The sequence below is a fragment of the Nocardiopsis sinuspersici genome (assembly GCF_001998325.1).
Lineage (GTDB): Bacteria > Actinomycetota > Actinomycetes > Streptosporangiales > Streptosporangiaceae > Nocardiopsis > Nocardiopsis sinuspersici.
Genome location: NZ_MCOK01000001.1, coordinates 608,685 through 629,827 on the forward strand (window position 1 = coordinate 608,685; position 21,143 = coordinate 629,827).

Genomic DNA, 21,143 nt, shown 5'->3' on the forward strand with positions numbered 1-21,143 from the left:
GCGTCACCGGAAGAGCCGGTCCGTGCCGTCTCTTCGCTGTGGGCAGCCCGCGCGGGCCAGAGGGGTCACCTGGGGGTGAAACGGCGTCACCCTGGTACCATGCCTCCCCAGGCCGCCGAACGCGGCTCTCGGGAGGCCTCGTTCGGCGGGTCCGGAGGCAACGCCGTCGTACTCCTTCGTGACGTGGTGCCAGGCCTCGATGTTCCAGCGCCCGTGCGCCAGGACGCCGATCCGCCCGGCGAGGTCGATGGCCCTGACAGGGGCCGGGTCCAAGCCGCCCGGCAGGGCGGTGCGCACGCCGGGGCGGGGCATGTGATCGGTGTGCCGGGGCACGGCGTCGGCCCACCGGCCGATGGCTTACAGGCAGCGGGCTCCGGCCGGATCGCCACAGGCCTGTGATCAGCGCCGGCGCCGCACAGCCCCGACTCCGAGACAGCCCTGCTTCGTCGTGGGCGCCTTCGGCCTCCGGGTGCGCCGTCCAGCCCGGAAGGCATCGCCGCGAGGACGGTCTCGCCGCAGTCAACGCCCCGCATCGTTTCAGGTAAGCCGTGGAGTGCGGCGGTGGTGATTCCCTGTGGCACCTCGCGGGGCGGGGCCCGGCACGCAAGGCCCGTGGATTCCGGGATCACCCTGGTATCACGGAGCCGCGAAACGTCCGGAATCAACGGGGTCCGCACGGAACACCGGTGGGTCCCGTCCGGGGTGCTATGCGCAGCTCAGGGCGGGTTTCAACCCGCAAATCACCATAGTCGGGGCATCTTGGGCCTTGGCACTGCGTTACCGGAGCGGCGATTTGTGCTATCCACGCACGCCAGGCAGGCTTCGGGATATGGACGAAACGAACAAGAGCCTTGACGACCTGGTCCGCGACGAGCTGGGCGGGGAACCGTCACAGGAGGCCAAGGACTACGCGCGCGAACTCTACGAGCGCTACAGGCTGCACACACCGACCGACGACGACGGCGCGACCCCCTCGGCGGCCGCCACCGAGGAGTGAGGGGAACGCCCACCCCGGACGCGGCGGCGTACCGGAGCGGTCCGGGCACCGGCTCCGGAACCGGTCAGTCCGGGTCCGCCGCCACCGGGTCGCCGTCGCAGTCCCACATCAGCTCGAACCAGACCCTGCGGCCCATCCCGTCGCCGCGAGGCTCGGTTCCCCACTTGCTGGAGAGCGCCTCGACCAGATCCAGGCCCCGGCCGTGCTCGTCGGTGTCGTAGGGGCCCCGGTGCTGTGGCCGCGGTGCCTCCGCCATGTTTCCCAGATCCCGCACCTCCACCCGCGCCCATCCGGGTGCCAGACGGACGCACACCTCGAACTTGCCGGTGGACGCGCCCGAGGCGCTGTGCGTGATGGCGTTCGTGGCCAGCTCGCTGGTCAGCAGCGTCGCCGTGGTCAGTTCCGGTGACGCGGCCAGCTGGCGGGCGACGAACCTCCTCGCGTAGGCGATCTGGCTCGGCAGGCCCGGGAACCGCCGCCGCACGTGCCAGGGGGCGGTTTCGCTGTTGTGAGAGGTGCGCTCTTCCATGGGATTCGCCGGACGTTGGAGCGGACTGGACGAGGGGGCCGGGTTCCGGAGCGCGTCCGGTGGCGGGAGGCCGACCCCGGGGGTGGGGTCGTGCACGTGACACGTGACGAGGGGACTGTGGGATGCTGCGGTCTCACACATTGGGTTGACTCCCCGAGGACGTGTGTTCGCGGCGGGCATGGCACCGAGGACGCCGGGCACTCGGCAGGCGTCCGTGCCCGTGTAACGGGTCACGGCGCGCGGTGGCCACACAGGTCGGAGCCCCCGGGAGCAGGGAGGGGGCGGATGCCGTACCGCGGCGTACGCGGTCCGAGAGCGTCGGCAGGGGATGGGGAGAAGCCGCGGGGCTTCACCCTGCATGGTGGTGGGGCCTGGGAGCGGGCCGGAGCAGTCGGTCATGTCTGGTGGTGGATGTGCCCTACGACACTGAAGGGCGCATTGGCGCTTAGCATACGCTCCGTGCCTTCCCGGGGACCCAGTCGACCTGGCTCCGTCAGGATAACCCCCTATGAGCTGGGTAAAGAGGGCATTCGGCCTGGTTGTGCGGTCGGTCAGGGACACGTATCGTCCGGGTTCGGGAACTGGTGGGGCCTATGAGGTTGGATAACGATTAGGTAAACGCACGTGGGGTTCGGTGCTCCCGCGGTCTTGCGCCCGCCACGCCGGACGCGACAGGGTGTGAGCATGGTCTCCCGCTCGCCCCTGCCCTCCGCCGGCCTCGGCATCGAGATCGACCGCTCGGTACGCCTCGCCGACGAGGGCCACGTCCTCGTCGGCGGATGCCCGCCACGGGCCGCGCGCCTCTCCGCGGAACAGGTCAGCACCCTGATCCGCTGGCTGAGCGGGGCCGTGACCGGGGGAGCGGACGAGGGCCTGCTCGCCCGCGGCCTGGTCCGGGCCGGACTCGCCCACCCGCGGCCCCGGTCCCCGGTCCCCACCGACAACGTCGAGGTGGCCGTCGTCGGACGGGCGGGACCCACCGCGCTGGGCGCCACCCTGGACCACCTCGTCCGGCACCACCCGCGGCTGCGGCCCGTGGTGGTCGGCGCCACCGGCACCGAGGCCCGGGCGGCCCGCGACCGCGGCGCCCGGGTGGTTCCGGGACCGGCCGGAGGGGCCGAGGCCCGGGCCACGGCACTGCGCCTGCGCTCGGCGGACCTCGTCGCCCTGGTCGAGGCGGGCACGCGCCCCGCCGCCGGGTGGCTGGAGGCCGCTCTGGGCCACTTCACCGATCCCGCCGTGGCGGCGGTGGTGCCCCGTGTCCTGTCCGACCGCTCCCACTGCCTCGGCCACGCGCAGATGACCGTGGCCGCGGTCGCCGCCGGCCGGGCGGGCGCGGACCGCGGCGCCGACCCCGCGCCCGTGCTGCCCTGGGGGCACGGGACTCCGGAACAGGGGCGGCCGGGGCCCGCCAACGAGCACACCGACCCCCTGCGGCCGGTCCCCGTCCTGGTACTGCGCGGCGCCGTCGCCGACCTCGACCCCGGCCTGGGCGCCGCCGCCGAACTCGACCTGCTGTGGCGGCTGGCCGACGACGGCTGGTCTGTGCGCTACGAGCCCCGTTCCCGGGTGTGGGCTCCCCCGACCACCGGCCTGGGCGACTACCTGCGCGCCTGCTTCACCTCGGGCGCGGTCGCCGGTCCGCTGGCCCGGCGCCACGGCCGTCGCGCGGCCGGCCCCGAGCTGTCCAGGGCCGGTGCGGCCGGACTCGCCCTGGCGGCCTCGGGCCGTCCCGGAGCCGCACTGGCGGCCGGTGCGCTGGGCGGCGCGTCGGTGATGGGCACCCTCATGGCCGGAGCACGGACCCCGCTGTCCGAGGCGGCGCGGCTGGCCGGACTGGACCTGGTGCACACCGTGCGGACGGGAACGCACGCGGTCCGCACGGCGTGGTGGCCGCTGGCCGCCGCGGCGGCGGTGGGCGGTGCGGCCGTCTGGGCCCGGGGGCGGCGCTTCGGCGGCCCGGCGACCGGCCCGGGCCGCGTTGACCGCGCCGGCCGCGCGGGACGGATCGCGGTGACCGCGGGCGCGGCCCTGGTCCTGCCGCACGTGGCCTCCTGGCACAGGGGCAGGGGAGCGGCCCTGACCGGTCCCGTGACCTGGACCGTCCTGGGGATGGCGGGCGACGCCGCCCGCTCCCTGGGCACCTGGTGGGGGATGGCGCAGGCGCGGTCCCCGGCACCGCTGGTGCCCCGGTTCAGGCCGGCGGCGGTGTCCGGACCGGTTCCGGCCGCGCGGAGGACGGGCCGGTCGGCGCGGACACGGGTGCGCCCGGAGGGCAAGCGGGGCTCACGGCCGCCGGTGAGCACCGCTTAACGCGGACACCCAGGGTGAGGGGCGGCGAGGGGCGCGGTGGGTGTTCCCTCCGAGAGAACCGACCGCGCGTCCGCCTTCCGACACGCGGTTCCGAGCCCGCGAGCTGGGGTTCTACGTTGATCGTGCCGCGTCTGCCTCGGGCCGGGGCCGACGGGCCTTGTCCGGGGACCGCGTTCCCGGCGGGGAGGGCGGCGGGGTTCCCCTTCTCATGCGAAAACCACGTTTTCCCAGCTCACGCCATTGATGCCACCATGCGCCCCATGTCATTGCCATGTGTACAAAAGTTGACAAAACGATGAGAAATCTGTGCTCGAATGGGCACCGTTGTCTTTTCTTGATGGACTGGTTACCGTCAAGTGTCTAATACTCCCGCAGACTTTTGACATTCCGGTCACCGACCGTGAACGGGATGCAAGTGTGTTTCGGCAGTCACCGGGAGTAACCCCCCACTGGTGGTCGCGGGATCGCGAAGGCTTAACCATGCCAATCACCATTGGCATGCTTGTGGAGCACTCCGAACCGTGGACCGCTGGTGCCGCCCAGTAGCGACCGCGCACAAACGGGATCAAGCGCCGGCTCGGCTGTGAGGTTCGGAGATAGTTTTGGGCAAGTTCCTGGCCAGGCGGCTGCTGAACTACGTCGTGTTGATCTTCCTCGCGACGAGTTTCGCCTACCTGCTCGCCGCGACCAACCTGTACCCGCGCGGCTACTTCGAGCAGATGCAGCCACCGCCCTCCCCGGAGGCGGTCAACTCACAGCTGGACGCGCTGAACCTCAACGACCAGACCCCCCTGGCCCAGCGCTACGCCACCTGGATCGGCGGCGTGCTGACCGGTGACTTCGGCAGGACCATCCAGGGCGGCGACGTCGCCTCGCAGATGTGGATGAAGGCCGGCGTCACCCTGCGCCTGATCACGGTCGCCACCATCCTGGGCAGCGCCCTCGGCATCGCGGTGGGCGCCTACGCCGCCGTGCGCCAGTACCGCCGCTTCGACAAGGCGGCCACCGCCGTGTCGTTCTTCGTGCTGTCGGTGCCCACGGTCGTCATCGCGATCGTCGTCCAGGTCCTGGCCGTCACCGTCAACGACGGCCTCGGCTCCCAGTTCCTGATCTACTCCGGCGAGTACTCGGCGGGCTTCGACGGAACGTGGTGGGAGCTCCTGGGCAACCGGATCCACCACGCGATCCTGCCCACGTTCGTCCTGGCCATCGCGCTGTTCGCCTCGTTCGCCCGCTACCAGCGCAACATGATGCTGGACGTGCTCGGCTCCGACTTCGTGCGCACCGCCATGGCCAAGGGGCTCACCCGCCGCCGGGCGCTGTTCAAGCACGCCCTGCGCACCGCGCTGATCCCCACCATCACCTACTTCACCTTCACCTTCGGCGCGCTGGTGTCCGGCGCGACGTTCACCGAGAAGATCTACGGCTGGCACGGCATGGGCGCGTGGCTGATCGACTCCATCGCCAAACAGGACGTCCACGTGGTCGCGGCCGTCTCCTGGTTCATGGCGATCACGATCATGGCGGCGTCCTTCCTCTCGGACATCCTCTACGCCTGGCTCGACCCCCGGGTGCGGGTGTGACCGCGCCCCCTCCCCGCGCCGCCTCCGGCGCGTTCCGCCGCCACGTTCCCACCCTTCCGCGCACAGTCGCGGCAGTTCCGCTGGAGAGCACGCCATGAGCACGACCGAAGAGAGCACGGCACCGGTACAGGCACCGACCGTGCCCCCGGCACCGAACCGGCTCAAGGACATCGCGCGCCAGTTGCTCGGGACCCCGCGCGTCATCGTCGGGCTCGCCCTGCTCGTCCTCCTCGCCGCCTTCGCCTTCGCGGGCCCGCTCCTGACGGCCTGGGACGTGGGCGGGCGCGACTTCTCGGCCATGCTGGAGGGGCCCTCCCCCGAACACTGGATGGGCACCAACCGCACCGGCCAGGACATCTTCACCCAGGCCACCGCGGGCCTGCAGAAGTCCCTGCTGATCGGCCTGCTGGTCGCCGTCATCTCCACCGGGGTCGCCGCCGCCGTCGGCGCCTTCGCCGGCTACTTCGGCGGGGTGACCGACAAGGGCCTGATGTGGATCGCGGACCTGGCGCTGGTCCTGCCCAACTTCGTCATCCTGGCGATCCTGTCCAGGCACTTCGTCGGCCAGGGCGGCTGGCTCATCCTGGTCATCCTGCTGGCCGCGTTCAGCTGGATGGTCACCTCCAAGATGGTGCGCGGCCTGACCATCTCGCTGCGTGAACGCGAGTACATCCACGCCGCCCGCTTCATGGGCGTCCCCTCGTACAGGATCATCCTGCGCCACATCCTGCCGAACATGTCGTCACTGCTCATCGCGGACGCCACGATCATGGTCAGCGCCGCGATCATCGGCGAGACCGCGCTCAGCTACTTCGGCCTGGGCGTGCAGTCGCCCGACATCAGCCTCGGCATGGTCATCGCCGAGGGCTCCTCGTTCGCCACCACGGCGCCGTGGGTGTTCGCCTTCCCCACGGCCCTGCTGGTCGTGATGGTGCTCGCCGTGAACATGGTCGGGGACGGTCTGCGCGACGTCCTCGACCCCTACTCCAAGTCGCGCCGCTCCTAGGGGACCCACCATGAGCACTGACACCGTCGCGGCCACCGCGTCCGCGCACACCGAGAACACCGCCGACGCACCGGTCCTGGAGGTCACCGACCTCGCCGTCACCTTTCCCGGGCTGAACGGCAACCCCGACGTCCACGCCGTGCGCGGCGTCAGCTACACCGTCAGACGCGGCGAGGTGCTGGGCATCGTCGGCGAGTCCGGTTCGGGCAAGTCCGTCTCCTCCATGGCCTCCATGGGGCTGCTGCCCGAGCACGCGAGGATCACCGGATCGGTGCGCCTGCACGGCGAGGAGATCCTGGGCCTGGACGACCGCGCCATGGCGCGCAAGCGCGGCAGGGTCATCTCCATGGTCTTCCAGGACCCGCTGTCCGGGCTCACCCCCGTGTACACCGTCGGCGACCAGCTCGCCGAGGCCGTCCTGATCCACGACCCCAAGACCTCCAAGGCCGGGGCCCGGGCCCGCGCGGTCGAGCTGCTCGACCTGGTCGGCATCCCCAACGCCCAGCACCGGTACCGCTCCTTCCCGCACGAGTTCTCCGGCGGTATGCGCCAGCGCGTCATGATCGCCATGGCGATGGCCAACCGCCCCGACGTCATCATCTGCGACGAGCCCACCACGGCCTTGGACGTCACCATCCAGGCGCAGATCCTGGACCTGCTGCGCACCGCGCGGCGCGAGACCGGCGCAGCCATCGTGATGATCACCCACGACCTCGGCGTCGTGGCGGGGTTCGTCGACCGGGTCCTGGTCATGTACGCGGGCCGCCCGGTGGAGACCGGCGGAGTCGACGACATCTACTACCGCAGCCGCATGCCCTACACCATGGGCCTGCTCGGCGCCGTGCCCCGCATGGACCTGGAGCACCAGGGCGCCCTGGTGCCCATCAAGGGAACGCCTCCCTCCCTGTCGGACCTGCCGCCCGGCTGCCCCTTCGCGCCGCGCTGCCCCATCGCCCGGCCCGAGTGCGACATGGCCGAGCCCGAGCTCCTCGCGATCGGCTCCCAGCCCTCCGAGGAGGAGATCCGCGCCCGGGGGACGGAGGCGGGAGCCGCACGGACGGACGGCGGAGACACCGGCACGCAGCGGGTGGCGTGCATCCGCTCCGGCGAGATCGCCGACCGGGGGTGGACCGCCCAGGACATCTACCCGGTGCCGGAGATCCCGGAGTCCTCGTTCTCCGACGTGCCCCGGGAGGACCGCCCGGAGATGCTGCGGGTCACGGACCTCATCAAGCACCACCCCCTGATGAAGGGCGCGGTGCTCAAGCGGCGCGTGGGCACCGTGTACGCGGTCGACGGCATCGACTTCGACAGCCGGGAGGGCGAGACCCTCGCTCTGGTCGGTGAGTCCGGCTGCGGCAAGTCCTCCACCCTCATGGAGATCATGGGACTGGAGAAGCCCCAGCGCGGCAGCGTCTCCGTCATGGGCCGGGACACCGCGGGCCTGGGCCGGGCCGACCGGTTCCGGCTGCGACGCGACATGCAGATCGTGTTCCAGGACCCGATGAGCTCGCTCGACCCGCGCATGACGGTGTTCGACATCATCGCCGAACCCCTGCGCACCCACGGCACGGCCACGGCCGACACCACCCGCCGGGTGTACGAGCTGATCGACCTGGTCGGCCTCAACACCGAGCACGCCACCCGGTTCCCCGCAGAGTTCTCCGGCGGCCAGCGCCAGCGCATCGGCATCGCCCGCGCCCTGGCCCTGGAGCCCAAGCTGCTGGTGCTCGACGAGCCGGTGTCGGCCCTGGACGTGTCCATCCAGGCGGGTGTGGTCAACCTGTTGCAGGAGCTCCAGGCGCGCCTCGGACTGGCCTACCTGTTCGTGGCCCACGACCTGTCCGTGGTCCGGCACATCGCCGACCGGGTGGCGGTCATGTACCTGGGCCGGATCGTGGAGATCGGCGACACCGCCTCCGTCTACGCCCGGCCCGCCCACCCCTACACCCAGGCGCTGCTGTCGGCGATCCCGCTCCCCGACCCGGAGAGGGAACGCGCGCGCACGCACATCGTCCTGGACGGAGACCTGCCCAGCCCGGCCGACCCGCCCTCGGGCTGCAGTTTCCGGACCAGGTGCCAGAAGTTCATCACCCTCTCCGAGCCCGACCGGGAGCAGTGCATGAGCGTCGAGCCCCGGGTCACCGCCACCAGCGGTGGCGACCAGGCGGCCGCCTGCCACTTCGCGGAGCGGTAGGCGGGCTCCTGGGCCGGATGGCCCGTCAGGCACGGCCGGCACCGCCCCGCGTGCCGGCCGCATCATCCCCACAGAAGGAAGAATCCCCATGAGAATCGGGAAGGCGCGTTATCTCGCCCCCGCGGTCGCCCTGGTCATGCTGACCAGTGCCTGCGGTGGCGGAGACGACGGCAACGACCAGGCGGACGCCCAGGCACAGGTGGAGGCACTCCCCGCCGAGGACCTGAACCCCGCTCCCCGCGAGGGCCTCCAAAAGGGAGGCACCTTCGTGTGGGCCATCAGCGCCTACGACGGGCAGCACAACACGTGGCACACGCAGGGCAACCTGGCCAACGTGCAACGTGTGGCCGGCGCCGTGCTGCCCAGCCCGACCCGGTACGACGCCGAGGGCACGGCCTCGCCCAACACCGACTTCGTGCTCGAGTACGGGGTCAGCGACGACGGCCTCGAGGTCACCTACGAGCTCAACCCCGACGCCGTGTGGTCCAACGGCGAGCCCATCACCTCCGCGGACTACGAGGCCCAGGTCGAGACCGTCAGCGGCTCGCGCGAGGGCGACTGGGAGATCGGCGGCACCGCCGGGTACGACCAGGTCTCCGAGTTCGTCCCCGGCGACGACGAGTACTCCTTCACCCTGAAGTTCGAGGAGCCCTACTCCGAGTGGCCCTCCCTGTTCTCCCCGCTGTACCCCAAGAAGTACATGGAGGACGAGAAGCTCTTCAAGGAGGGCTACGTCAAGGAGTACCCCGTCACGGCGGGGCCCTTCGGGGACGTGGAGTTCGACGACGTCACCGAGCGCGTCACGGTCAAGAAGAACGAGGACTGGTGGGGCACCGAGCCCCTGCTGGACGAGATCGTCTTCGACGCCATGGGCACCGACGCCATGGCCAACGCCTTCAACAACGGTGAGATCGACGGCTTCTACCTCGGCTACGACGCCGCGGGCTACGAGCTGCTCAAGGGCAGCGAGGGCGCCTACTTCACCAAGGCCGTCAACCACGGCTACCGGTTCGCCTCGCTCAACGGCGCCAGCCCGAACCTGGAGGACGTCCGCGTCCGCCACGCGATCTCCCTGGGCATGGACACCGACGCCCTCGCCGAGGTCGCCCTCGGCGCGGTCGACTGGCCGATCACCGGTGAGGTCAACCGCATGCTGCGCTCCAGCCAGCACGGCTACCAGGACAACAGCGAGGGGTACGGCGAGTACGACCCCGAGCGCGCCAAGGAGCTGCTCGACGAGGCCGGATGGACCCTGAAGGAGGGGGACGAGGTCCGGACCAACGAGGACGGCGAGAAGCTGTCCCTGGACTGGGTGGCCGCCGACGACATGGCCATCGCCCTAGACGAGGCCGAGATCGGCCGCGACATGCTCGCCGAGATCGGCGTCGAGGTCAAGGTCCAGCAGGTGCCGTCCAACGCCCTGTTCTCCGAGTACGTCATCCCGGGCAACTACGAGGTCGCCACCTACGTCCTCGTCGGCTCCAACCCCTACGCGGGTGACGCCAAGGAGAACTACGGCATGCCGAACGAGGACGGCGAGTGGGGCAACAACCTCGCCCGCACCTCGACGGAGGAGATCGAGGCGAAGTTCGACGAGATGCGGGCCGAGACCGACCCCGACCGCTACGCCGAGCTGGCCAACGAGATCGACCGACTGCTGTGGGAGGAGGTCGTGACCATCCCCTTCTTCGAGCGCCCGGGCCTGTACGTCGTGAACGAGGACCTGCACAACTGGGGCGAGTTCGGTCTGGCCTCCAGCTACGTCTACGAGGACATCGGCTGGGCGGCCGAGTAACCGTATGACGGTCGAGCAACCGTAGGACGACGCCGCGCGCGGTGCCCCGGGGCGTCTCGCGCGACAGCCAGGGCGCCGGTCCCCGCGAGGGGCCGGCGCCCTTCGGCGTACCCCGCGGCCGGGGGGCGGCACGCACGGAAGCGGGCGGCCCACGGGGCTGGGTTGGGACCGGGAACCGGGCTGTGGCAAGGTCTATGCGTGTTCTTTGGACGGATGCGTCCCGTCACGCGAGGTTCGTGACGGCAGCGTCCGCGAACACGCCCCCGCCCCCACACCCCTCGCTCCACTCGCCGGAAAGCCCTCGATGAGACCTCACCCGATCGCCGCCGCGACCGCGGCGGCGCTGTTGTGCGCCGCACTCACCTCCTGCTCCCCGGAAGGGGAGGACCCCCTCGCGCAACCGCCGGCCGACGCGGCCGCGGTCCCGGACACGGCCGAGACCGAGGAGACCGATCCTTCACAGCAGGAGCAGGAGGAGCCCGGGGAGGAGTTCCCGGCACCGGTCGGGTGGGCGGGAGAGCCGCTGGAGCGCGACGGCGAGGAGTACCCGGGCATGGACGGCGGGGTCGGGGGAGAGACCGTCACCGCCTCCGACGCCGAGGAACTGTCCGACCACCTGGCCGCCGAGGAGCCGCTCACCGTCGAGGTCAGCGGCCGGATCGACCTGGACGGTGCGGTCGGGGTCGGCTCGGACAAGGCCCTCGTGGGCGTGGACGGCGGCGCCGAGCTGACCGGGGGCCGCCTGGTGGTCGACGGATCCGACAACGTCGTCCTGTCCAACCTGGACATGGAGTCCGAGGGGACCGCGATCGCCGTACGCGGAGGCGCCCACCACGTGTGGGTGGACGGCTCCACGTTCGCGGGGGGCGGCGACTCCTCCCTGATCTCGATCTCCGACGGCGCCGACAACGTCACCCTGTCCTGGAACCACTTCACCGACGCCGGGTCGGCGGTCACCATCGGCGGCGACGAGGACGAGCCCGGTGCACTCAGGGTCACCGTGCACCACAACTACTTCGACGGCACCGCGGGCCGGCACCCGAGTGCCCGGTTCGCCGAACACGTGCACGTGTTCAACAACTACTTCCGGTCCAACCCGGAGTACGGGGTGCGGTCCTCCCACGACTCCAACGTGCTGGTGGAGGGCAACTACTTCGACGGCACCCGCCTGTCGGTGACCCTCGGCGAGGAGGAGCCCGGAAACGTGGTCACCCGGGACAACCTGCTCGTGGACTCCGAGCAGCCCCACCTGCTCGGCGAGGTGCCCGATCCGCCCTACGCCTACGAACTGGACGGCACCGACGGCGTGCCCGACATGGTCACCGATGAAGCCGGGGCCGGTTGAACGACCGGGGACCCCCGTACGTCCTCCCCGACGCCGTCACGAGACGACGTACGGGGTTCGGCCCGGCCGTGCTCGACGAGCGCGAAGGCGTGGCCGGGAGTCAGCGGGGCGGACGCGAGCCCGGAACGCTTCAGCCGGACGCGGCGGGGTCACCACCGCCAGTGGTGGGTTCTGGTCGCAGGCCCGGTCCTCTGGGCCCGAGAGGCTGACAGAGCACGACTCAGTCCGTGCCGCGGTCGAACAGCCGGGGCGGGTTCCTCTCGTAGGCGCGTACGCGGTCCCGGACGCGCTGGAGACGCCAGGGGGGACAGGACCAGCCCCGCCGGACGAGCGTGTCCAGGAGCCGCCGCAGCAGCCGCTCCGGGCGGTACCGGAGGTCGTACACGCTGACCGGGACGACCTCCCAGCCCCGCGCCCACATGGCGGCGTAGCGGATCCGGTCACCGGCCCGCGCCGGGGCCGAGGAGTGGAACTCCAGGCTGTCGTACTCCAGCGCCACCTTCTGGTCGGGCCAGCCGAGGTCGGCGTGGAAGAGGCCCTCGTCGGTGGCCACCGGGCACTGTGAGACGGGCCGGGGCAGGTGCGCCTCCAGGACCAGTGCCCGGGTCCACGACTCGCCGGGCGACCGGCTCAGCTCCGAGGAGTAGCGCAGCGCGGTCCGCAACCGCCGGAGCCGCTGCCCGGAACGGGGCCGGTGGGTGGCGCCGACCAGGTCGCGCCTGGTGACCAGGCCCCGGGAGAGGAAGGCGTCGAGGCGGGCCGTGGCCACGAACACCGAGGGGGCACGGGCGGCCACGTCGGCGGCGGTGCGCGCCGGCGTGGTGATCCGTACGCCCTCCACCTCGGTGCGGTCGGCGGCGGGCACCGGGTCGCGGTGCGTGACGACCGGCGCGCCGCTCGTCCGCACGCCCCGGGGGACCGACACGTGCGGCCGGGTCCGGGTGGCGCGGGTACCGGCCGGATACAGGTCCACGCCCCACACGTAGGAGGCGGTGACGTCGCAGACGACCGCGTCGGGGGAGATCGGGCCCACGACGGGGGCGAGGGTGCGCAGGAGGAGGGAACGGTCGGGGAGGGCCTGCTCGCGGACTGTCATACCTCCAGGCTCGGAGGATCACGGAGCCCGGACAAGGGCCTCTTCGAACCTGTGGACAACCCCCAGGGCGCGTGGACGGAGCGGGGCGGAAGGGGTCAGCGCATGGGCCCGTCGCCCGCCGCCAGGTGGATGTGGTCGACGTGGTTCTGGGTGTTGCTGCCCCTGTCGCTCAGGGGGCGCCGCACGCTCTCCCACGGGCCCACCGGATCCCCCCTGGTGGCGTTCCAGATGTGGTAGTCGTAGATGATCCCCTTGACCCCGAGCTGCCGGGCGTTCTGGATCACCCAGTTGATCACCGTGACGGCGCTCGCGTGCATCTCGGGAGTGGGAACGGCGCCCAGCTCCGCCATCATGTAGTCCACGGCCTCGCCGGTGTGGTGGTCGCTGCCCGGCTCGGTGCGCTGGCCGCCGGCGGAGAGGTAGAAGCCGGGGAACTCGACCTGGAGGCGCTCGTGGACGGCGCACATGGTCGGGTGCAGCGCTCCCAGAGACGAGCAGTCCACCGTGGCTCCCCCTCCTCCGACGTACTGCGGATCGAACACGTAGCGGCCCTCCTGGTCGACCAGGTGCACGTCGATCAGCCGCTTGGCGTCGGCGACCTCGGTGACGGGGCCGCCGTCACAGACCAGGCCGTCCCCGTCGCGTCCGCACGGGTGGGGGATCCGGACGATGGCGATGGCCGCCGCGTTGCCGACCACGGTGTCGACGTCGTCCTCGGTCCCGTCGCAGACCACGTCGTTCCAGGGCCGGGACCCGTCCTCCTCCAGCTCCTTCTGGCACACGGCGCCGCGCACCTCCACGCGCACGATGTTGCCGCTGCGCCCCATGACGTTGTCGCTGGCGCGGATGTCGGTGAGCACGGCGCCGTTGGCCCGGGCGTACTCCTCGGCGCGCTTCTCGGCGACCTCCTCGTCGAACCACGGCATGGGGTACACGTCGTTGACGATGTCCCGCGCGGCCTGCTCCTGCAGGGCGCTCACCGCGGCCAGCGCGGCGGCGTCGGCCGCGGTCTGGACCTGCGAGCGCGAGTCGTTGGCGGCACCGACCCGTACGAACAGCAGGGTCAGCGCCAGCAGGGCCAGGGTGAGCCCGAACAGGAGCAGGATGTTGGCCTGCCCGTCGTCGTCGCGGCCCGTGAGGCGCCGTCGCGGTCGTGGAGCCGGGTGGGAGGGGGTCCGTCGCAGTCCCAATGCCTTGTCCGTGGGGAGGGGGCGCTTCCGGACGGGAAGCGGGGGTCGTCGGCGGGCGGGGCGGGCCGGTGTGTGACCACATCCGGACAACACCCCGCCCGGCGCAGCTTATCCGGGCATGCCGGGAAGCGGTAGGGCCTGTGGACGGGCCTGCGGTTCCCGTGGGACGGGCGAGGGGGCGTTTACCCTGCTGGTGCGTAAGCGGTCCGACGACGGGATGAGGTCCTGTCCGCTTCGGGCCACACGGCCGTACGGTTCCGGCGAGGACAGGTCTGTGTGTTTCTGGCGAATTGTCCATCCGCGGACGAGGCGCACGCAGGAGTATGGACTCCGACCGGTGTGCGCCGAGCGGAGAGACCACGGTGCCCGGACGACAGACAGATCCACCCGCCGCAGAAGAGCAGAAGAAGCGAAGGCGAGAACATGAGCGCCAGAAGAGCGATGACCCCGGTCGAACAGGACGAGTCCCTCCGCCGGATCGGGACGGACCTGCTCAGGGCGGCCCCCGACGACTGGGTCAAGCTACGACTCGTGTACTCGGGGCTCGGCACTTGTGAGACCGCCCGCTTCGATGCGATGTTCCAGGGCGGGCGCAGTACCGGCTGCGTCCCGCCGCTCTCCGTCGTGGAGGGGATGCGGGGGATACGCGCGGGGATGCACACCGCAGGAACGGGCACCTGGTACACGGCCTACTACGAGATCGAGCGGACCGGCGGCTACCGGATCCGGTACGACTACGAGAACGAGCCCCACTTCGACGAAGCCCAGGACGACGCCGGCTACGCGCTCGAACTGGAGTGCTTTCCCCGCGACGACGAGCACGTCCCCGACTGGATGCGGGAGCGGCTGGAGGGGGGCCGCGTACCCGGGGCGGCTTCGGAGGGCGTGTCCCCCTGGAGCATGCTGGCCGCGGTCTCGCGCCCCGAGCCGCGGTCGCACATCTCGCCCGGCGACATGACCCCCGAGGAGATGATGGACACCGTCCAGGAGATCGTGGACCGCACGATCGAGCCGGTCCGCGGACGGTGGAGCGAGATCGTCGTCGACTACAGAGGACTCGTCAGGATGTCCTCGTCGCGGGTGAGGGTGCGCAGGGAGGACGGCCGCGTCGAGTGGGACCTGCTCCTGCCGGAGGTCGGCCAACTGCTGGACCGGCTGCGCACGGGGATGTACCAGCCGGGGAAGGGAACGTGGTTCACCGCGCGGCTGACGGTGAGCGAGTCGCGGGAGATCGGGGCCCACTTCGACCACGACGCCCCGCCCGAGTTCGACTTCGCCCCCGACCCCCGCAGCTTCCACCAGGACATCCGGTTCTTCCCGCGCAGTTCCGACCACCTGCCGGACTGGCTGCTGGACCGGCTCAGCCTCGCCCAGCGCATGATCCGCGCCGAGCGGGAGGAACCGCACCCGGAGTAGAGGGGCCGGAAACGGCGGAGAGCGGCGGCCGGGGAGGAGCCGCTCCCCGGCCGTGGCGGCCGAGGGCGGTGGAGGGCCTACGGGAGTCAGCGCAGCCGTCGGCGGGCGGCCTCCCACACGTGGATGTCGGCGACGGTGACCTGGAGGTCGCCGGACCCGAGCGGCGCCACGGTCGCCGAGCGCACGTAGGGGCCGCGGTGCCAGCGGCGCGCGGTGCGGACCGGGGTCGCCTTGGCGCCCAGGCGGCCCAGGGACTCGGGAGGCCCCGCCAGCAGCCGCAGCTGCCATGAAGCCCGGATCCCGGAACCGTCCCCGTGCTCCCTGCGGTTCAGCAGCGGCAGGGTCCCCGTGAGGCGGCCGCCCTCCTGCGTGCGGACGGTCTCGCTCAGGGGGAAGCGCTGCCCCGCGTCACTGCCGCGCACCACCTCCACCACGCACTCGGCGTCCTCCGGGAGCGGGGAGGCCAGGTGCACGTCGAAGCGGAGCCCTCGGCGCGTCTTCGGGCTCACGCGCACGTCGTCCACCTCCAGGACCGGTGCCAGCGGGGAGGCCTTCAGTCCCAGGCGGTCGTTGACGGTGTAGTAGGGCCGTACCCGTGAGCCGCGTCCGGGTTCCCGCTCCACCTTCTGGGCGGGGTACTCGATGATCTTCTTGTATCCCGCCACGCCGGACAGGTGCCGTCCCACCGTGCACTCGGTCCCGTCGGAGAGCACCAGGCGCAGCTCCCACTTCTCCGTCTCCCCGTCCCGGTCGCGGACCACGTCCGCGGGGTCGACGACCGCCGTGAACCGGCCGTCGCCGTCCACCGGGGCGGAGAACTCCCGCACGGCCCGGGGCGGGGTGCGCAGCCGCGCCGCCAAATGGGCGCGGCCGTCCGGCTCGTACCGCCCCAGCACCCGGCCCCGCACGGTGATCAGCCCGTCGACCGATTCCACGTGCTCCACCTCGGCGTGGTGCACCGACCTACGTGTGTGCAGCACCAGTCGCCCCTTGGCCGAGCGCCCGGGCACCACCAGGGCCAGTTGCCGGACGTCCTGCGGGGAGAGCGGATACCCCCGCTGGTGGATCTCCAAGTCGTGGACGGGGCTCTCCTCACCGCCGTCCACCCGCAGCACCTCCCACGTGGACGTGGCCAGTTGGTCGCGTTGGGCGTCCACGACCACCTCGCCGGCGTCGTCCACCTTCAGCGCCACTCTCTGACCGGACCGGGCCAGCACCACCTGCTCGGGCGGTTCGGAGAACGACAGCACCGCGGTCCCGTCCCCACCGGCCCGCACGCGGCAGGCGGGGGGCGACTCCGGCTGCGGCGCGGGCGCCGGCGGCTCCGTCCTCGGCACGGGACGGCCGCTCAGGTCCGAGAACAGTTCCTCGTACCGCAGCATGACGTTGGCCGGGTCGAAGCGCTCGGAGTTCAGCAGGGCGGCGGACGACATCCGGCGACGGAGCCCGTCGTCGGCCATCAGCTCGGCCAGGCCCTCGGCGATCCCCGAGGCGGACTTGTTCGGCACCAGCAGTCCGTCCTCGCGGTCGCGGATGATCGACGCCGGCCCGTGCGGGCAGTCGGTGCTCACCACGGGCAGGCCGGACCGCATGGCCTCCACGATCGTCATCCCGAACGGCTCCTCGCTGGAGGTCAGCGCCGAGAACGCGCCCTGGGCCAAGACCTCCTCCACGCGCGGATGCGCTCCCATCAGCCACACACGGTCCTGGAGTCCCAGCGAGCGCACCAGCCGGGCCAGGGAAGCGCGCTGGTTGCCGCGTCCGTAGATGCGCAGGGTCCAGTCGGGGAAGTCCTCGCTGACCATGGAGAACGCCTGCACCAGGAGGTCGTGCCGCTTGCTGGGAGCGAGCCGCCCGGCGGAGACGATGGTGCGGGTGTTGCGGCCGTCGGCGGTGAACGGGGGCGCGGGCACCGAGTTGGGGATGGACAGCACGCGCACGCCGGGCAGGGACATCCGCTCGCGGTAGGTGCCGGCGTCGGTCTCGGTCACCGTCACGAACGCGTCCAGGTGCGGGTACTCGGTCTCCATCACCCGGCGCAGCGACTCGGAGTGCTGGTCGTAGGTCAGGTGCTCCTGGCCGACCTTCACCGTCCGCTGCGGCGCGGCCCTGGCAATCACCACGTTCAGCCCGGGCCGGGTGCCCACGACCACGTCGGCGTCGGTGGTGGCCAGGTACTCCTCCAGCCGGTCGTCGGTCAGGCGGCTGTGGGTGGGCCCGCGTGAGTCCTCCGGCGGAAAGAGCAGCGGAGGCACACCGGCGCGCTGCGAGCCCTCGTACAACGGGCGGCCGTCGGCCCCCGTGCCGTGGCTCTTGTCGTGGTCGCGCACGTCGACGAGCGGGCGCAGGCGCACCTGGTCGGGTACGGGCAGAACGGGCTTCTCGCGGTGCTGGAACACCGAGACGATCTCGACCTCGTGTCGCGCGGACAGCGCCGCCGCCTGGTTGGCGACGGTACGGACGGTCCCACCGATGCCGTACATGTCGTTGATCAGATAGGCGATCTTCACAGAGCCCCCGTGTTCTCGGTCGTGCCCCGTGCCCCACGGGACGGTAGCGGTGCACGTTCTCCGGCCCAGGGCCGGCCCCCCGCTGCGAAGGGCCCGAGGGACGAACGCACACGCTACGAACGTCGCCTATATGGAAATGCCCGCTATGCCGGATAAGTCCACAAGTTTTACCAGTCCCTGTGGGGGTTTTGCACAGATTTCACGCGCCGCGAAAGCGACACGCCCGGCGTCGGGGGTGGCGTTCGTGTAGGGGGTGTACGCCGTCGGACGTGGCCGGACGGATCGGCGGCGAGTGGGCCTGAAGGTAGATGTGCGCACCGGAAAAGCGTGGGACTGATAGGCGGCCGACAATGGAGCCGAAGGGCGTGCCGGGCGTGCGGTGTGGTCGCGGACCCGTCAGTAGGTGTGGGTGCCCTCCCACTGCGCCCAGGCGGCGCAGGGGGACCCGTAGGTCTTCTCGATGTGGCCCAGCCCCCAGGAGATCTGCTCGGACGGACTCTCCTGGAACCCCGAGGGCATGGGACCGTGCCGGGCCGGGTTGAAGCCGGAGATGCCGTGGGCGCCGGTCTCGGTGTTGACGAACGTGTGGTCCCAGTGGGAGATGACGCTCCACAGGTTCGTCAGGCACTCCCGCTCGTTCTCGTCCCAGCCCCTGGCCGCGGCCATGTCCATGGCGAGGGACTCGTTCTCCAGAGCGTTGGAGTCGCCGCTGCCCCACGTGTACTCCTCGGGCTTCTCCGGCCGGTCGGCCTCCACCCACGTCTCGTCACCGCAGTCGGGTCCCTCGACCAGGCAGACCATCTGCCGTACCCCGTTGTTGAAGGTCCGGCTGAGCTCGAGCTGGTAGACCGCGACCATGATCGCCGCGACCAGGAGGGTGACCGCCGCCAGTTCGACGAACGCCGCGCCGCGGTCCCGTGCTGACCCCTGGGCGGGGTGCAGCCAGGAGAGGGCCCGCTCGGCCCGGCGCCGGACCCGGGGCGGACCGTTGCGGTCGCCGGATCGCCCGGGCGGCCTGGTGGGGGAGGGCCGTCGGGTGTCCCCGAGTTCGGGGCGGTGGGGGGTGGACAACGCCGCCTCCTAAGGAGCTGCGGAGGTTCAGGAGATGGGGATGTCTTCGATGGGTTCGAAATTGGGGATCTCGACCGTCACGGTATCGATGTCGTCAGGGACGGAGAAGAGTGACCAGTAAGCGATCTTCTCGCCGGGATTCAGTGTCCCGATGAACTCGTTACTGCTTTCACCAGAGCAAAGGCAGGATCCGTCTCCGTCCATGATCGGATGGTATCGAATCCCTTCTTTCGAGTCCATGATGGTTACTCCGGCAAAGTTCTGTCCTTTATAGATGTAGGATCCATCCTTTAGCCAGGCCAAGCCTTCTTGGCTATTCCCTTTGTTCTCGATGCTCCAGGTGATGGACAAGAAAGATCCTGATTGGTCTCTTTTGGCTTCATGGACTTCGGAAGCCAGGTTGGTCGACACGTCCCCATTGCTCTGGGCGGTTCCAAGTGATTCAAGTGTATCTGTTTTGGGGACAGGCGAGGCAGCGCTGACGCCTGTTGACATGGCGAAAGTGACCCCTGCGGCCAAGGAGAGAAGTCCGAGTGTGCGAGGAGGCTTTTTCATTGTTGTCTCCGTTACTTCTCAAACGTGACACTGACTCGGCGATTGCGTTCTCTGCCCTCTTCGGTGGCGTTGTCCCCAATTGGGTCTGCTGAACCGTGGCCCTTGACTTCGAAGGTGACTCCTTCTCTGGTGACGAGGTCGGCTAGGATTGACTCAACAGCTTCAGCACGTTCCTGAGACAGTGGGATGTTGACCGAGTCAGATCCGGTATTATCAGCGTAGCCATCGATGTTTACGGTAGAAGAACTCGCTTCGTTGATTTCCATGGCGACCTGATCGATGATATCCCGTGCATCTGGGCTGAGGTCAGCACTGTTTGTCTCGAAGAGGACGTCGGAAGATAGAATGATGCTTACTTCATCGCCACTTTCGGTGCGCCCAGTATTGTCCTCGGTGTTGTCCGAGATCATGGTCATAGGGATAATTTCAGGGTCGGCAAGCCCTGAGTTTTCCAGGGTTTCTGAGGAACTACTTATGGGTACGTCGAAGATCGGAGGAGTGAGGGGTGTTGTAACTGCCATGGATTCAACGTCGTCTGGTGGCTGGGGGAAAATTACCCACATGTCAGCGCTTCCACCAGCAGGAATGTTCTCGTTGAGTTGAGAGCAGAAGCAGGCCCCATTCTTTTGTGTGAAGCTTAGATGGCGGGTCTGGTTTTTTGAATCCAGGAGGGTGATTCTATTGGCGGTGTAAGGATTTTCAAAGTCGCTTAACCCGTCCTGAAGGAAATAATCTGAGTCGGAGTGGTTTGTTACTCCGATCTGAAGTCTCAGAAGGTTGTCCCCTACGGTTTCAAGGGCATAGATATCAATTTGATAGTCTCCGCCGATCGACGTGGAAGAAGTTGTGCTGCTGGCGATGACTTTATTTTCGGTGCCGTCTGGCTGTGGAGAAGAGGGTGTGCTGGATCCAGTTTCCTGGTCGGGGTTGCTGTTCCCATTGCCCGAATGATCTGGGGAGCTGACGACGCAGCCAGAAGAGAGAAGGATCGCAGCCATTGATGTTCCTGCGATCAGGGGGGATCTTTTCCGCTTCCTTTTAGAAGCTCGGGGTTCTGTCTTCAACTTATTCCCGGTTTCCTGAGATGGTTCTGTTCTTTGCTTCCATCCCTCGGGAGGGCTGACTGGAATATTATGGGGTTTGTGGGCTAGGTCCGCGAAGAACACCATCGACAGCTCCTCGAATGCCACTGCTGATGCTTTCGGCGAGGCCCAATTGATAAACCGCAAAAGCTACGGCGGCAACGAGGATCAGGATGGCGGCGTACTCGACGATCCCGGCGCCCCTGTCATCCTTCTCGGATGTTGGTACAACGAAGGCGCTGAGCGTCACCCAGAGCTTGGTCAAGCTGTTCACGGGGGCTGACTCCTTGGGGAGAAGAGGTCTTACGGCACCACATCTCTGCGGCCTCTGGGTAGGTGAACCCTCACCCGGATCCACCAGGGGTTCGTGCGGGTGGTACGTGTTCACGGAATCCCACTATCCGCCATGGGCACCAACACCAACCATCCCGCCTTCTGACCGGATGTGGCCATCTCTC

The 21,143-nt window shown here is 69.7% G+C and carries 16 protein-coding genes; 8 read left to right on the forward strand and 8 right to left on the reverse strand.

All coding sequences use genetic code 11. The annotated features are described in order from the left end of the window. The first annotated feature begins 829 nt into the window (after positions 1 to 829). Positions 830 to 997 carry a hypothetical protein gene (locus NOSIN_RS27085; protein ID WP_170293651.1) on the forward strand — a complete coding sequence of 56 codons (168 nt, stop codon included), beginning with the start codon at positions 830 to 832 and terminating at the stop codon, positions 995 to 997. A 64-nt stretch (positions 998 to 1,061) separates the two neighbouring features. Here NOSIN_RS27085 and NOSIN_RS02635 read toward each other — a convergent pair whose 3' ends face one another. Beyond that, entirely contained in the window at positions 1,062 to 1,526 is a 465-nt protein-coding gene (locus NOSIN_RS02635; RefSeq protein WP_077689201.1) for an ATP-binding protein, read from the reverse strand. Positions 1,527 to 2,210: 684 nt separating this feature from the next. On the opposite strand from NOSIN_RS02635, the gene NOSIN_RS02640 reads away from it, so the two are divergent. The 6 genes from NOSIN_RS02640 to NOSIN_RS02665 all read left to right on the forward strand — a co-directional run bounded on the left by NOSIN_RS02640 (position 2,211) and on the right by NOSIN_RS02665 (position 11,765). After that, positions 2,211 to 3,839, forward strand: a complete 1,629-nt coding sequence (locus NOSIN_RS02640; protein WP_077693366.1) for a family 2 glycosyl transferase — start codon at positions 2,211 to 2,213, stop codon at positions 3,837 to 3,839. Positions 3,840 to 4,441: 602 nt separating this feature from the next. Further along, positions 4,442 to 5,422 (forward strand): ABC transporter permease, encoded by a 981-nt coding sequence (locus NOSIN_RS02645; protein WP_077689202.1) that lies wholly within the window; start codon positions 4,442 to 4,444, stop codon positions 5,420 to 5,422. A 94-nt stretch (positions 5,423 to 5,516) separates the two neighbouring features. Beyond that, positions 5,517 to 6,428: an ABC transporter permease gene (locus tag NOSIN_RS02650; protein ID WP_077689203.1), complete on the forward strand. Its 912-nt coding sequence runs from the start codon at positions 5,517 to 5,519 to the stop codon at positions 6,426 to 6,428. Positions 6,429 to 6,438: 10 nt separating this feature from the next. Then, complete coding sequence (locus NOSIN_RS02655) at positions 6,439 to 8,625, forward strand: dipeptide ABC transporter ATP-binding protein (protein ID WP_077689204.1); 2,187 nt, start codon at positions 6,439 to 6,441, stop codon at positions 8,623 to 8,625. Positions 8,626 to 8,713: 88 nt separating this feature from the next. Beyond that, entirely contained in the window at positions 8,714 to 10,420 is a 1,707-nt protein-coding gene (locus NOSIN_RS02660; RefSeq protein WP_077689205.1) for an ABC transporter family substrate-binding protein, read from the forward strand. A 304-nt stretch (positions 10,421 to 10,724) separates the two neighbouring features. Further along, positions 10,725 to 11,765, forward strand: a complete 1,041-nt coding sequence (locus NOSIN_RS02665; RefSeq protein WP_077689206.1) for a pectate lyase family protein — start codon at positions 10,725 to 10,727, stop codon at positions 11,763 to 11,765. Between the two features lie 220 nt (positions 11,766 to 11,985). Here NOSIN_RS02665 and NOSIN_RS02670 read toward each other — a convergent pair whose 3' ends face one another. Together NOSIN_RS02670 and NOSIN_RS02675 are read right to left on the reverse strand one after the other, a co-directional pair. After that, complete coding sequence (locus NOSIN_RS02670) at positions 11,986 to 12,861, reverse strand: hypothetical protein (RefSeq protein ID WP_077689207.1); 876 nt, start codon at positions 12,859 to 12,861, stop codon at positions 11,986 to 11,988. A 95-nt stretch (positions 12,862 to 12,956) separates the two neighbouring features. Then, on the reverse strand, positions 12,957 to 14,051 hold the full coding sequence (locus NOSIN_RS02675) for a pilus assembly protein TadG-related protein (protein ID WP_143832836.1): 1,095 nt from the start codon (positions 14,049 to 14,051) through the stop codon (positions 12,957 to 12,959). A gap of 423 nt (positions 14,052 to 14,474) precedes the next feature. Here NOSIN_RS02675 and NOSIN_RS02680 point away from each other — a divergent pair, with 423 nt between their 5' ends. Continuing rightward, entirely contained in the window at positions 14,475 to 15,467 is a 993-nt protein-coding gene (locus NOSIN_RS02680; RefSeq protein ID WP_143832837.1) for a hypothetical protein, read from the forward strand. 86 nt (positions 15,468 to 15,553) lie between these two features. Here the strand turns inward: NOSIN_RS02680 and NOSIN_RS02685 are convergent, their stop codons facing one another. The 5 genes from NOSIN_RS02685 to NOSIN_RS02705 all read right to left on the reverse strand — a co-directional run bounded on the left by NOSIN_RS02685 (position 15,554) and on the right by NOSIN_RS02705 (position 20,959). Beyond that, entirely contained in the window at positions 15,554 to 17,977 is a 2,424-nt protein-coding gene (locus tag NOSIN_RS02685) for a glycosyltransferase family 4 protein (RefSeq protein ID WP_077689209.1), read from the reverse strand. 396 nt (positions 17,978 to 18,373) lie between these two features. Further along, positions 18,374 to 19,048 (reverse strand): aggregation-promoting factor C-terminal-like domain-containing protein, encoded by a 675-nt coding sequence (locus NOSIN_RS26580; RefSeq protein ID WP_143832838.1) that lies wholly within the window; start codon positions 19,046 to 19,048, stop codon positions 18,374 to 18,376. A 27-nt stretch (positions 19,049 to 19,075) separates the two neighbouring features. Next, complete coding sequence (locus NOSIN_RS02695) at positions 19,076 to 19,459, reverse strand: DUF4352 domain-containing protein (protein ID WP_227014258.1); 384 nt, start codon at positions 19,457 to 19,459, stop codon at positions 19,076 to 19,078. A 155-nt stretch (positions 19,460 to 19,614) separates the two neighbouring features. Beyond that, a complete protein-coding gene (locus NOSIN_RS02700) occupies positions 19,615 to 20,772 on the reverse strand; it encodes an OmpA family protein (RefSeq protein WP_227014257.1) in 1,158 nt (385 codons plus the stop codon). After that, a complete protein-coding gene (locus tag NOSIN_RS02705; protein ID WP_077689212.1) occupies positions 20,735 to 20,959 on the reverse strand; it encodes a hypothetical protein in 225 nt (74 codons plus the stop codon). The genes NOSIN_RS02700 and NOSIN_RS02705 overlap by 38 nt, the downstream gene beginning before the upstream one ends. Positions 20,960 to 21,143: the final 184 nt, after the last annotated feature.

Bases quoted from the DNA above. Each gene is read 5' to 3' on its own strand.
- NOSIN_RS02655 (WP_077689204.1), top strand. From the start codon at position 6,439: ATGAGCACTGACACCGTCGCGGCCACCGCGTCCGCGCACACCGAGAAC.
- NOSIN_RS02665 (WP_077689206.1), top strand. From the start codon at position 10,725: ATGAGACCTCACCCGATCGCCGCCGCGACCGCGGCGGCGCTGTTGTGC.
- NOSIN_RS02640 (WP_077693366.1), top strand. From the start codon at position 2,211: ATGGTCTCCCGCTCGCCCCTGCCCTCCGCCGGCCTCGGCATCGAGATC.
- NOSIN_RS27085 (WP_170293651.1), top strand. From the start codon at position 830: ATGGACGAAACGAACAAGAGCCTTGACGACCTGGTCCGCGACGAGCTG.
- NOSIN_RS02700 (WP_227014257.1), bottom strand. From the start codon at position 20,772: ATGGTGTTCTTCGCGGACCTAGCCCACAAACCCCATAATATTCCAGTC.
- NOSIN_RS02650 (WP_077689203.1), top strand. From the start codon at position 5,517: ATGAGCACGACCGAAGAGAGCACGGCACCGGTACAGGCACCGACCGTG.
- NOSIN_RS02635 (WP_077689201.1), bottom strand. From the start codon at position 1,526: ATGGAAGAGCGCACCTCTCACAACAGCGAAACCGCCCCCTGGCACGTG.
- NOSIN_RS02670 (WP_077689207.1), bottom strand. From the start codon at position 12,861: ATGACAGTCCGCGAGCAGGCCCTCCCCGACCGTTCCCTCCTCCTGCGC.
- NOSIN_RS02680 (WP_143832837.1), top strand. From the start codon at position 14,475: ATGAGCGCCAGAAGAGCGATGACCCCGGTCGAACAGGACGAGTCCCTC.
- NOSIN_RS02660 (WP_077689205.1), top strand. From the start codon at position 8,714: ATGAGAATCGGGAAGGCGCGTTATCTCGCCCCCGCGGTCGCCCTGGTC.